The sequence below is a fragment of the Streptomyces sp. NPDC057900 genome (assembly GCF_042887885.1).
Lineage (GTDB): Bacteria > Actinomycetota > Actinomycetes > Streptomycetales > Streptomycetaceae > Streptomyces.
Map to the genome: position 1 here is coordinate 112586 of NZ_JBHVOI010000016.1, position 12845 is coordinate 125430.

Annotated in this window: 10 protein-coding genes; 9 read left to right on the forward strand and 1 reads right to left on the reverse strand. The window is 73.7% G+C overall.

The features are described from left to right. Positions 1-39: 39 nt before the first annotated feature. From ACFVQ0_RS34350 to ACFVQ0_RS34375, 6 genes are all read left to right on the forward strand, one after another. Positions 40-843: a creatininase family protein gene (locus ACFVQ0_RS34350; protein ID WP_390093089.1), complete on the forward strand. Its 804-nt coding sequence runs from the start codon at positions 40-42 to the stop codon at positions 841-843. A gap of 41 nt (positions 844-884) precedes the next feature. Beyond that, positions 885-2012 carry a mandelate racemase/muconate lactonizing enzyme family protein gene (locus tag ACFVQ0_RS34355; RefSeq protein ID WP_390093090.1) on the forward strand — a complete coding sequence of 376 codons (1128 nt, stop codon included), beginning with the start codon at positions 885-887 and terminating at the stop codon, positions 2010-2012. After that, on the forward strand, positions 2009-2428 hold the full coding sequence (locus ACFVQ0_RS34360) for a RidA family protein (protein ID WP_390093091.1): 420 nt from the start codon (positions 2009-2011) through the stop codon (positions 2426-2428). The genes ACFVQ0_RS34355 and ACFVQ0_RS34360 overlap by 4 nt, the downstream gene beginning before the upstream one ends. 304 nt (positions 2429-2732) lie before the next feature. Continuing rightward, complete coding sequence (locus ACFVQ0_RS34365) at positions 2733-3212, forward strand: DUF6643 family protein (protein ID WP_390093092.1); 480 nt, start codon at positions 2733-2735, stop codon at positions 3210-3212. A gap of 293 nt (positions 3213-3505) precedes the next feature. Further along, positions 3506-4114 (forward strand): hypothetical protein, encoded by a 609-nt coding sequence (locus ACFVQ0_RS34370; RefSeq protein WP_390093093.1) that lies wholly within the window; start codon positions 3506-3508, stop codon positions 4112-4114. Positions 4115-4311: 197 nt separating this feature from the next. Beyond that, positions 4312-6744, forward strand: a complete 2433-nt coding sequence (locus ACFVQ0_RS34375; protein ID WP_390093134.1) for a right-handed parallel beta-helix repeat-containing protein — start codon at positions 4312-4314, stop codon at positions 6742-6744. Here the strand turns inward: ACFVQ0_RS34375 and ACFVQ0_RS34380 are convergent. Next, positions 6704-9076: a hypothetical protein gene (locus ACFVQ0_RS34380; RefSeq protein ID WP_390093135.1), complete on the reverse strand. Its 2373-nt coding sequence runs from the start codon at positions 9074-9076 to the stop codon at positions 6704-6706. The two genes, ACFVQ0_RS34375 and ACFVQ0_RS34380, sit on opposite strands and share 41 nt — an antisense overlap. A 185-nt stretch (positions 9077-9261) precedes the next feature. On the opposite strand from ACFVQ0_RS34380, the gene ACFVQ0_RS34385 reads away from it, so the two are divergent. The 3 genes from ACFVQ0_RS34385 to ACFVQ0_RS34395 all read left to right on the forward strand — a co-directional run bounded on the left by ACFVQ0_RS34385 (position 9262) and on the right by ACFVQ0_RS34395 (position 12756). Beyond that, on the forward strand, positions 9262-10104 hold the full coding sequence (locus tag ACFVQ0_RS34385) for a DeoR/GlpR family DNA-binding transcription regulator (protein WP_390093094.1): 843 nt from the start codon (positions 9262-9264) through the stop codon (positions 10102-10104). Between the two features lie 77 nt (positions 10105-10181). Further along, complete coding sequence (locus ACFVQ0_RS34390; RefSeq protein WP_390093095.1) at positions 10182-10634, forward strand: SRPBCC family protein; 453 nt, start codon at positions 10182-10184, stop codon at positions 10632-10634. Between the two features lie 112 nt (positions 10635-10746). Beyond that, entirely contained in the window at positions 10747-12756 is a 2010-nt protein-coding gene (locus ACFVQ0_RS34395; RefSeq protein WP_390093096.1) for a hypothetical protein, read from the forward strand. Positions 12757-12845: the final 89 nt, after the last annotated feature.

A 12845-nucleotide genomic window follows, 5' to 3' on the forward strand; every position in this document is an offset into this window, starting at 1 on the left:
GCCGACTCTGTCATGCCACCGATCCGGGGAGACAGCGGCATGACCCACCGGAATCTGACCGAGAGCACCTGGCGCGAGACCCGCGCCGCAGGGGCCGAATCGATCGCGATCCTGCCGATCGGCTCGCAGGAGCAGCACGCCGAGCACCTGCCGATGGGCACGGACACGATGCTCGCGGACGCGGTGGTCTCCCGCGCCCTGGCCGTCCTGGCGGAGCGGGCCGCCGCCGGCGCCGACGTGCCCGGCCTGGTCCGGCTGCCGACGCTGCCGTACGGGCACAGCCCGCACCATCTGTTCGCCGCGGCGCTGACGCTGTCGGCCCCGGTGCTCGGCACCGTCCTGGACGAACTGCTGGACTCGCTGGCCGCCTGCGGCTACCGCCGGGTCCTCGTCGTCAACGGCCACGGCGGCAACGACGAGATCATGCGCCTCGCGGTCAAGCGGTTCGCGCTGCGCGCCGAGGTGACCGCGGCGGCCTGCTCGTACTGGACGCTCACCGACACCGGGGAGCCCGGGGAGGGCCCGGAGGAGGACGGGGACAGCGGGCTGATCCCCGGCCACGCCGGCTGGTTCGAGACCTCGCTGATGCTGGCCGCCCGGCCCGAGCTGGTGCGGACGGAGCGGGCCGGGCGCGAGCCCGTCGACCCGCCGCCGCTGTTCGACAAGCCGCCCTACCCCGGTCTGACCGTGGAGCGGCACGGCGAGTGGGAGCGGGTGGGCGGCTCCACGGACGACGCGTCCGGCGCCGACGCCGTGAGCGGGGCCCGGCTGCTGGAGCGCCGGGCCCTCGGCCTGGCGCGCGCGGTACTCGCGTTCGACGCCGCCACCCGCCCCACCGCGTGACCCGCCCACGACCTGCCCCCACCGAGAGGAACCCGCACCCCATGAAGATCACCGAGGTCGACGTCCAGGTCGTCAACCTTCCCCTGGTCAACCCGTTCACCAGCTCGTTCGAGACGAAGACCGGGGAGACGCGCACCGTGGTGCGCGTCAGGACCGACTCCGGCGTCGAGGGGTGGGGCGAGACGATGTGGGGCCGGCCGGTCGCCGCGATCGTCCGCGACCTCGCGGCGGAGCTGATCGGGACGAGCCCGTTCGCCCTGGAGTCCTTTCACCGCCGCCACCACATGGTGCCGTTCTTCTACGGCTACCTGGGCTACGCGGCGCTCGCCGCGATCGACGTCGCCTGCTGGGACGCCATGGGCAAGGCCACCGGCCAGTCGGTGACCGACCTGCTGGGCGGCCGGGTCCGCGACGAGGTGCCGCTGACCGCGCTGATCACCCGCGCCGACGCGCCGGGCGCCCGCTCCGCGGACCTGCCGGGCGCGCTGGCAGACCACACCGTACGGGTGGTGGCGGAGGGCGGCTTCACGGCCGTGAAGCTCAAGGGCACCAAGGACGTGGAGGGCGACGTCGCCATCCTGCGCGCCGTGCGCGAGGCGCTGCCGGGCGTGAACCTGCGCGTCGACCCGAACGCGGCCTGGTCGGTGCCGGACTCGATCCGGGCCGGCATCGCCCTGGAGGAGCTGGACCTGGAGTACCTGGAGGACCCGTGTGTCGGGATCGAGGGCATGAGCCAGGTCCGGCAGAAGGTCCGCATCCCGCTGTGCACCAACATGTGCGTGGTGCGCTTCGAGGACTTCGCGCCGGCGATGCGGCTGAACGCCGTCGACGTGATCCACGGTGACGTGTACAAGTGGGGCGGCATCGCGCCGACGAAGGCGCTGGCCGCGCACTGCGAGACGTTCGGGCTCGGCATGAACCTGCACAGCGGTGGTGAGCTCGGCATCGCGACGGCGGCGCACCTCGCGGTGGTGGCCTCCACCCCGGTGCTGTCGCGCGCCATCGACTCCATGTACTACCTGCACGCCGACGACATCATCGAGCCGCTCACGCTGGAGAACGGCCGGCTGCGGGTGCCGGAGGGCCCCGGGCTGGGCGTCACCGTCGACGAGGACAAGCTGCGCCACTACGCGGGCGTCAACGAGCGCGAGGGGGACCTGACCCGATGAGTACCGCTCCCCGGCCCGCCACGGCCCCCGTCAAGCGCGCCGTGCACAGCGACCGCACGCCTCCGCCGGCCGGCGGCTACAGCAAGGCGATCGCCGCCGGACCGTATCTGTTCACCTCTGGCCTGGGCCCGCAGGACCCGGACACCGGGGCGGTGGCAGACACCGTCGGGGAACAGACCCGCCAGGTCCTGGCGAACCTGCGCGCCCTGCTCCGGGCGGACGGACTCGACCTGGACGACGTGGTGAAGTCGACGGTCCACCTCCAGCACCTGCGACGGGACTTCGCGGCGTACGACGAGGTCTACCGGGAGCACTTCAGCGATCCGCGCCCGGTGCGCACCACCGTCGGCTCCGATCTGATGAACATCCTCGTGGAGATCGACGTGGTGGCGCTGCGGCGCGACCCGGCCGTCTGACCGGCCGACGAGGAATCAGGGGAGGGAGCGGGACCGACCAATGCGGCGGTCCCGCTCCCTCCCTTTCCTTGAGTGGTTCATGACCATCCTGCCGCCGAACTCCCTTAGCCGGGCGGCCGGCTCGCTAATCCCGATTCGACCAAGCCCTATTCACGTCCTGCGGAACCTCCAACTGAAAAGCCCCCTCTGTTAACGAAGGCTTTAACATTGTTCTGGCAGGTCAGGACGGCAGAATCCGCGTAAAACGGATAACCGCAAGATGGGGACTCCCCAATCGGCACATCGTGGGCTTAACTTAGGTGGCATGACCTCCCCTCGCTCCACCTACGGTGGTGGCTACTACGCCGCGCCGTCGTTCCCCGACACTCCGATCTACGACTCGCTGGTCGCGGAGCGGGGCACCCCTCAGATCGCGCCGATCCGAGTGCCTGCCGCCTATGACACCGGCAGCAGCTACCTCCCGGCACTCCCGTCGGCCCTGCCCGCCCTTCCGGCGGCGCCCTCCCAGCCGACTCCGTCGTACGGCTACCCGCAGCCGGCCGCGCAGCAGGGCTACGCGCCGATGCAGCCGGCCCATCTGCAGCACGCCCCGGCGCCGTACATCCCGCAGCAGCCGGCCGCGAGCCGGGGCGGGTACCAGTCGCCGCCGCAACAGCAGCAGCAGCCCCGGCCCGCGCCGAGTACCGGCTACGAGTCGATGCGCCCGGCGTCGCCGCGTCCGGTTCCCGCGCAGTCGCCGTACGAGGACCCCTACAACCGCCCGTACCAGGGCCGGGGGTACTAGGAGACCTGAGGCGGGTAACGCCCCGCGGACGGCGTGCTGTCGGCGGCGGCTGGCAGAATGGGCGCATGCGCCCTGCCGTACCCCGTGCTGTCCACAGCCACGAGAGCGCGGTCGAGCCATGGGGACTCGACGGCCGCTCTCGCCGGACGCCCGTGACGGAACGTCCCCCGTTGACGGGAACTCCCGGAGCGGGCCGGTGCGTTGGACGGCGTGAGGTTGCTCTCTCCCGGTCGCTCCGGCGCGCGGACCGCACCGTATCGGGTTAAGACGGATACGGAAGGGGGTGCAGGACTGTGCGGGCACTTTCGGGGGTCTGGCGTTGGCGGCACAACCCTCTGCGCCGTGCCACGGACCGGCACGAGGCGTGGGTGGCCCTGGTCGCGTTCGTACTGCTGGTGCTCGCGGCGCCGGCGTCCGGCTGGCTGTCCGGTTCGCTCGTCGACGGCGCGTTGCAGGAATCCGTACGGGCCCAGCAGGCGCGGACCCATCTCACCACCGCCGTCGTGGTGCGCCGCTCCACGGCTTCACGGCACTTCGTCGCCGACCCGGAGAGCTCCACCGACCGCGCGGCCATGACCACGGTGCCGGCCCGCTGGCACGCGCCGGACGGCACGGCCCGCAGCGCCACGGTGACGACCTATTCGCGCAACACCGCTCCGGGTGCCCGGATCAGGATCTGGACCGACCCGCGGGGGCATCCCACGCTGCGCCCCATGGACGCGCCGACGGCGCACACCCACGCGGTGCTCGCCGGGCTCGGCACCACGATGCTCACCGCCCTGCTGATCGAGGCCGGACGCCGCCTGATCGTCTGGCGCATGGTCCGGCGACGGTACGAGCGGCTCGACCGGGCCTGGGCCAAGGCCGGTCCCGACTGGGGCAGGACCGGTACCGGCAGCTGAGCCGGGCCCGTCCCGTCCGGGAGGCTTTGCCCGTCACGGCGGCGCGAGGCTGCCCATCAGGTCAACTCCCGCCCTCCGCGCGCGCTACGGTGGACCGGCCCGCCTCTCACTCAGGCAGGGCGGACTCTGGGTGGTCACTGCCGCGAGGCCGGTGACCAGGGCATCACACACGCACGAGGCGGGGGCACGTCAGCGCCATGGCACAGGGCACGGTCCAGGTGACGCACACCGGCACATCGCGGTGGCGGCGCCGCACTGGCGAATACGCCTCCCTTACCGCGGCGCTGGAAGCGGCGGCGGACGGTGATGTGCTCACCGTCGCACCGGGCACCTACCGGGAGAACCTCGTCATCGCCCGCGCGGTGACGCTGCGCGGGCCGGAAGGCTCCCTCGGGTCCGTCCGGATCGCCCCCGTGGACGGCGTACCGCTGACACTGCGCGCCTCCGCCGTCATCCAGGACCTCCACGTCGAGGGCCAGGACTCCGCGGCCCCCGCCCTGCTGATCGAGGAAGGCGCCCCGGAACTCGCGGACCTACGGATCGTGACCCGGTCCGCCGCCGGCCTTGAGGTGCGCGGCGCGGCCCGGCCCACCGTGCGCCGCTGCACCGTCGACAACCCGGCCGGCGTAGGCATCGCCGTACTCGACGGCGCGGGCGGCGTGTTCGAGGAGTGCGAGATCGTCTCGGCCGGACAGTCCGGTGTCTCGGTGCGCGACGGCGCACATCCCCGGCTGGAGCGCTGCCGTATCCACCACTCCTCGGGGGCGGGACTGTCCGTCACGGGTGAGGGCAGCGGCCTTGAGGCGGTCGGCTGCGAGATCTACGAGATCAAGGGCAGCGGCATACAGGTGGCCGCCCGCGCCTCGGCCCACCTCACCGACTGCACCGTCCACCGCACCTCCGCGGACGGGGTCACCCTCGACACCGACGCGGTGCTCACGCTGGCCGACTGCGACATCCACGACATCCCGGAGAACGCGGTGGACCTGCGTTCGCGCTCCGTCCTCACCCTGACCCGCTCCACGGTGCGCCGGTTCGGCCGCAACGGGCTCTCGGTCTGGGACCCGGGCACCCGGGTCGACGCCAACCAGTGCGAGATCCACGACAGTACGGGCGACTACCCGGCGGTCTGGGTCAGCGACGGTGCGACGGTGATACTGGACTCCTGCCGCGTCCACGACGTACCGGACGCCATCTTCGTACTCGACCGGGGCTCCCGCGCCGACGTCGTGGACAGCGATCTCTCCCAGATCCGCAACACGGCGGTGTCGGTGAGCGACGGGGCGACGGCGCAGCTCGACGACTGCCGGATCCGTGAGACGTCCACCGGCGCCTGGTTCCGCGACCACGGGAGCGGCGGCACCCTGAACAACTGCACCATCGATGCCGCCCAGACCGGCGTGATCGTCACCAAGGGCGCCGATCCGACGATCGAGCGCTGCACGGTCACCTCACCCGCAGAGGCCGGTTTCTATGTGTCGGCCGAGGGCCGCGGCACCTTCCACGGCTGCCGGGTCACCGGCAGCGAGGGCTACGGCTTCCATGTGATGGAGGGCTGCCGTACGACGCTGACCCGCTGCCGTACCGAGCGCTGTGCGCGCGGGGGTTACGAGTTCCCGGAGGGCGGTGCCCAGAGCGACGGGTCAGGGACCGGCCCGGTCGTGGAGGACTGCTCCAGCGACGAGAGCGCGCTGCGCACCGCCACTCCCCCGCCGCCGGCCGTCCTGACGGCGACCCAGACGACCCCCGGACTGCTCGGGGCGGTCCCGGCGCCGCGTGCGGTCGAGCCCGTCGCCGTGGAGCCGCCGGCCCAGCCGGTGCGCACCTCCGCGGCGGTGCTGGGCGAGCTGGACACGCTGGTCGGGCTCGACAGCGTCAAGCGCGAGGTGCGCGCCCTCACCGACATGATCGAGGTGGGACGGCGGCGCCAGGAGGCCGGTCTGAAGGCCGCCTCCGTCCGCCGCCACCTCGTCTTCACCGGCTCCCCCGGCACCGGCAAGACCACGGTGGCCCGGCTGTACGGCGAGATCCTGGCCGCCCTCGGCGTACTGGAGCGGGGCCATCTGGTCGAGGTGTCCCGGGTCGATCTGGTCGGCGAGCACATCGGCTCGACCGCCATCCGGACCCAGGAGGCGTTCGACCGGGCGCGCGGCGGGGTGCTGTTCGTCGACGAGGCGTACGCCCTGTCCCCCGAGGACTCCGGGCGGGACTTCGGCCGCGAGGCGATCGACACGCTCGTGAAGCTGATGGAGGACCACCGGGACGCGGTGGTCGTCATCGTCGCCGGGTACACCCATGAGATGGAGCGGTTCCTCACCGTCAACCCCGGTGTGGCGTCCCGTTTCTCACGCACGATCACCTTCAGCGACTACGAACCGGGCGAGCTGCTGCGGATCGTCGAGCAGCAGACGGAGGAGCAGGAGTACAGCCTGGCGTCCGGGACCGACGAGGCGCTGCTGAAGTACTTCACCGAGCTCCCCAAGGGCCCCGCGTTCGGCAACGGCCGCACGGCCCGCCAGACCTTCGAGTCGATGGTCGAGCGGCACGCGGGCCGGGTCGCCCAGCTCGCGGAGACGAGCACGGACGACCTCACCCTGCTGTACCCGGAGGACCTCCCGGAACTTCCCTGAGCTCCTGGCGGGGCTCGTCGGCCTGCTGGGGCAGGAGCGGGGTCAGCCGTTCCAGGAGCGTGGCCCGCTCCTGGGCGAAGACCGGGTCGGCCTGGTAGTCGGAATGGCCGAGCACCGGCTCGGGCAGCGGGTGCTCGGGGGTGCGTCCGTAGACCAGGGGGTCCTTCAGGGGGCCCCGGTCCACCTCTGGCCCGGACTCCTCGCCGAGCCGGATCTCGCCGCCGATCGGGTCGGTGGCCCGCCACAGGTTGCGCCAGCAGTGCACGGAGCGGTGCAGCCCGTGCAGCTGTGCGGGACCGAAGTAGGCCGGGAACCAGCGCCCGTAGAGCCGCTCGATCGGTGATCCGTAGGTCAGCAGGGCGACCCTGCGCCGGGTCCCGGCGGGCAGCTGCCAGACCGCGGACGCGGCCAGGACACTGCCCTGGGAGTGCCCGGAGATGACGAGCCGGCCGCGGGTCCTCGCCGTCCAGCCGGACATGCGGGAGGCCAGGTCGGGGACGGCGCGCTCGGCGTAGCAGGGCGGTGCGAAGGGGTGGGCGGCGCGCGGCCAGAACGTACCGACGTCCCAGAGGATGCCGATGGTGCGCCGGGCTGAGGGGTCCCGGTAGGCGCGCCGGCCGCAGGCGACGAAGACCAGGAAGCCGAAGCCGATCATCCAGGAGCCGGTCGACTGCGCCGCCTCGGCCACCGATTCGACGAAGGGGCTGCTGCCGTCCATCGCGAGCCCCGGCACCTGCCCGCTCGCCCAGGCCCCGCCGACCGCCCCGGCGCCGAGCAGCAGGGTGGCGCCGGACACCAGTCCGACGATGCCGGGCGCGGAGTCGGTGAGCGCGGCCGTGGCGCGGGTCCGGGCGATCTGCTTGGTGCGGGCGGGGTCGGGCCGCCGCTCCCCGTACTCCGCGTCGACCTCGGGCTCCAGGCGGCGGGCGGCGAGGTAGGTCCGTACGCCGAGGGCGGCGCCGGGGAGCAGGAGCAGCACCAGCAGTACGGGGATGACGGAGGCCTGCCAGCTGAGCAGGACCGGTGGCCCGTCTATGACGGCGCTGCGGCCCATGCCGGGGCTGCCGGGTCCGTCGAGCCAGTCGGCCACCCGCTGGGCCACCCCGCCGGTCATCACGCCGCCGAGCGCGCAGGCGAGCATCGCGACCGAGGGGCCGCCGAGTCCGCGCATCACGGTGCGCGGCTCCGGGCCGCACCGGTACAGCCGCCACGCCACCGCCGCGAGGGCGACCACGAAGGCGCCCTGGGCGAGGGTGACGACGCGGAAGGTGATGTCGCCGGGGAGGGTGCCCGCCGAGGCCCAGCCGGGGCGGGACCAGGCCGCGTGCACCGAGGCGAGGACGAGCAGGGCCAGCGCGGCCCCGGGCAGGTAGGTGATGACGGCGCGGTCGAGCCGGTTGTCGAGGCGCCGTTCGCTGCGGCCGCGCCGGCAGACGACCCAGAGCACCACGAGCATCCCGAGGACGAGCAGCGCTTCGATGACCCGGCCGTACACGGCGGGGACCGGGCCCTGCGCGGCCCGGTCGTGCCGGGCCGCGGCGCCCGCGACGGAGGCGGTGACGGTGAGGAACCCGGCGGCGGTGTGGGCGGCGCGCAGCCGGGCGACGAGCCGGCGCCCGAACCAGAATCCGGGGCGCCCGAGCGCGGGCCGTACGGGCTCGGCGGGGGCGGCCCCGTCGCCGTCGTCGTCGGGGGCGGGGGCGGTCAGCGGGCGCTGGGACTCGTAGGCGCTCCAGGTGCGGTTGGACAGGTACCAGAGCAGCCCCACCAGCGCGGTGGGCACCAGGGCCGCGAGGGCGAGCCGGCGGCCGGGCTGGGACCACCAGCCGCCCTGGGCGGCGGACAGGAATCCCAGCCAGGAGCGCTGGTCGGAGCAGGCCGCCACCCCGGCGCACTGCCAGGCGGTCAGGTCGAGCGCGACCTCGCAGGCCGCGGCGGTCAGCAGGACGGTCAGGCTCAGCGCGACCAGCCGGACCAGCGCCCCGTAGAGCCGGACGGTGCGGGGGCGGCCGGTGGCGGCCGGGCGCATCCAGTGGGCGAGGTTGATCACCATGAACGGGAGCAGCAGGAGCCACAGCGCACGGGAGCCGTTGCCGGAGGTGAGGTTGGACCAGCAGTAGGCCTCGGGGATGGGCCGGTCCCGGTACCGCTCGGGGTGCCGCTCCGCGTCGATGTCGCCGGAACGCCGGTAGATGGCGGCGGTGGCGTCACCGGTGACGCGGACCGTGCGCGGGTCGACGAGCATCTCCTGGGGCGTGGTTCCGCCCACACCGTGGACCAGCAGTTCCAGCGCTGGCCCGGTGCTCTGCGTGGTCTGGGTGGGAGGTGGCACTGGGTGACTCGCTCTCGGAGGGGGGATGGCGGCTGATGGCCGGTCACCAGAGTCGCGGCCGGACGGCGGTGTCCGGGCCGCTCTCACGAAATCTCCCCAGTGCGGCGGCCCGCGACACCGCGTGGCAGGATGAGCCCCGTCCGAACGGACTCCTGCACGGCCACAGGGAAGGACCGGACCCGGCGTTGAGCGAGAATCAGAATCTGCTCGCGGAGCAGCGGCGCGCGCTGATCCTGGACGAGGTGCGCAGGCGCGGCGGGGTCAGGGTCAATGAGCTGACCCGCAAGCTGAGCGTCTCCGACATGACCGTCCGCCGGGACCTGGACGCGCTGGCCCGGCAGGGTGTCATCGAGAAGGTGCACGGCGGCGCCGTACCGGTGGTCGAGGCGAGTACGCACGAGCCCGGTTTCGAGGCGAAGTCGACGCTGGAGCTGACCGCCAAGGAGGACATCGCGCGGGCCGCCGCCGCGATGGCAGTGCCCGGCAGTGCGATCGCGCTGTCCGGCGGCACCACGACGTACGCGCTCGCCCAGCATCTGCTGGACGTGCCGGACCTGACGGTGGTGACCAACTCGGTGCGGGTCGCCGATGTGTTCCACGCGGCGCAGCGTCCGGGATCGCCGGGTGCCCGGCCGGGTGCCGCGACCGTGGTGCTGACCGGCGGGGTGCGGACGCCTTCCGATTCGCTGGTCGGCCCGGTCGCGGACCAGGCGATCGTCTCGCTCCACTTCGATGTGCTCTTCCTCGGTGTGCACGGCATCTCGGTCGAGGCCGGCCTGTCCACGCCGAATCTGGCGGAGGCAGAGACGAACCGCCGTTTCGTCCAGTCGGCGCGGCGCGTGGTGGTGGTCGCGGACCACACCAAGTGGGGCACGGTGGGGCTGAGTTCGTTCGCCACGCTGGAGCAGGTGAACACGTTCGTGACGGACGCGGGCCTGTCGGACGAGGTCCACGAGGAGATCGAGGAGCACCTGCCCGGTCTGGTGGTCGCGGGCCGGAACGCCGACGGCGGGCCCGCCCGGGGCTGAGGCGGTCCGGCCCGGCCCGCGGTCGCCCCGGATCGCGCTCAGCTCGCGGGATGTCCGGCAGGCTCTAGGATCATGTGGTGGCCGTTTTCCGGATCGAGCGCTTCACCCCACTGCCCGCAGCCGAGTCCTGGCGCCGGGTGACGGACTGGGAACGGCACGCCGCGCAGGTCCCGCTGACCACGATCACGGTGCCGGCGGGGACGGCGACCCGTGTCGGGACGGTCTTCGTGGCGCGCACCGGAATCGGCCCGCTGGCGTTCGACGATCCGATGGAAGTGGTCCGGTGGTCACCGCCGTCCGGCAGCAGGGCGGGGATGTGCCGTCTGGAGAAGCGTGGCCGGGTGGTGCTGGGCCGGGCGTCGATCGATGTGTACCCCACTCATTCCGGCTCCCATGTGGTGTGGGTGGAGGAGCTGAGCGTGCGGCTGCTCCCGAGGTGGGGCGATCCGCTGATCTCGGGGGCGGGGCGGCGGATCTTCGGCCGGGTGCTCGACTCGATGCTCGACCGGCCGGCGCAGGGCTCCTTGTGACCGGATCCGTACGGTGCTGACGGGTGCCCTGAGCAGGTGATGTGACCGTCACACGATCGAGTCGTTTGTCGGTGTGACGGTTTCCGCCTACGGCTCAGGAAGCATCGAATTCATGCCGATCCACCAACCGCAGCAGCGGTCCTCCGGCAGCAGCGAACGCCCCGGCGTCCCGCAGGCCGAGGCCGCGCTCGTGGAGCACTACCCGCGTCTCGTCCGGCTCGCCTATCTGGTGCTGCCGCCCGCCCTCGGCCGGCACCGCAGGGTGCTCGCCGCCCACGCCGCCGTGCAGCGTGCGCTGCCCGGTGCGGGTACGGCGCCGGAGGCTCCGGCGCCCGCCCGGGTACCGGCGCAGACCCGCGGCGCCTCCGCCGGGCCCGCTCCGGACGACGGGGTGACCTCGGCCTACGCCTGGATGCGGTTACGTGTACTGCGCACCGCGCTGGCCCACGAGCGGCGGCCGCGCTGGTGGCCGGGGCGGCTGCCGGCACCGGCCGCGCTGCGCCCCTCGCTCCCGGCCGTCTGGGGCCTGCGGCTCTTCCCCCGGGCCGGCGGGGCGGCCGAACTGGCGCTGGACCAGGAGCTGTCGGCGGTGCCGGCGGCCGTCAGGGCGGCGTTCGCGCTGCGGCTGCTGGAGGAGCTGGACGAGCCGGAGGCGCAGTCCCTGCTCGCCCGCGCGGACGCACGGGACCCGGCGAACGCGGTACGGGCGGCCAGGCGGCTCGGGACCGGCGACCGTGCGGGGGCCGGGGCGCTGCTGCGTTCCGCGGAGTTCGATCCGTGCGTGCTCCAGACGCGGCCGAGCGATCTGCTGCGGCGCCGGCACCGGATGCGGGTGGTGGCGGGCGTCGCCGCGCTCTGTGTGGTGGCGGGCGGCGTGGTCGCGCTGGCCCAGGAGGGTTCGGCGGTCCGCCTCCCCGACGCCGGGAGCACGCCCGCCCCCGCCCCCGCCCTCGATCCGGCGGCGCTGCTGCGTACCGCCGCGCAGGAGTGGGCGGACACCTCCCGAGTCGACTTCACCGCGTGGCCGGCCCGCGGTGACCGCACCGACGACCGGGCGCTGCTCGGCCGGGCGCTGCGGACCTGGGGCCGGACGCCGAAGGGCACCGCCGTCTCGACCACCCCGGGGGCGCTCTCGGTGCCCCCCGCCCAGCCGCCCCGGCTGCTGTACGCCGGTGAGGTGGACGGCGCCGCCGTGGTGCTGTTCCACGACGGCGGGGTACGGGTGGTGCGCTACGCGGAGCCGCTGTCCGGGACCGGGGCGCCGGCTCTGGACTTCGCCCGGACCGATGACGCGGATGTGACGACGGGTGCGGCCGTGGTCGTCAGCCGCAGCGGGGACCGTGCCCGCTTTCTGCTGGCGCCCTGGATCGCGGAGTCCACGACGCGCGATCTGCTGCGGCCGGACACTCCGGCGCGCGCGCTGGAGGTGGGGGCGGACGGTGTGACGGCCGCCGTCCCGCGTCCGTCGCCGGACGGCGGCTGCGACTCCTGGCCGGTGATGCAGCTGCGGTCCTCGGAGCGCATCGTGGAGAAGCACGCCTTCCTCGTCACCGACCTGGGCGATCTCGCCCCGGTCCACCTCACCTTCACGCCGAAGCCCGGCGGTGGCGCGCCCGCACGCCAGCCGAGGGAGGCGACGGGCGGCCCCGCGCTGCTGAGCTGGGCGCGCACCGCGTGCTCCCTCCGTGCGCTGGGCGGCACCGGGGTGCGGGCGGTCAACAACTGGGACTTCGCCGAGCAGCGCCTCCCCGAGGGCGGCGCACCGGCCCAGTGGGTCTGCACCCGGGCCGACACCTGGCAGGGGCCCGGCCGGGTGCTGGTGCAGTTCCTGGCACCCGATCCGTCGACGACGGCCCCGGCGACCGTGGTGGGCGACCAGCGCGACACGGCGCTGTGCAGCCGGTTCGGTCAGCACGTCCTGGGCGGCACGCACTGGAAGGCGCCGTCGGGGCGGTGGTACGTGCTGGCCGCGGGTAGCCGTGCGGTCGACCGGATCCAGGCCACCGGGGCGGTCCGTGCGTCGGCCTCCGGTACGACGCTCGCGGTGCGGGCGCCGCGCGACGCCTCGGTGGAGCTGAAGGCCCGGCTCCGGGAGGGCGGTTCGCTCACGGCGGTGCGCTGACCCGGACCGGGTACGGCCCGCTGTCCGGACCGGGCCGGGTCGACTCAGGTACCGCAGGGGACATCTGACGGTGTGCCAGATATGGTGGC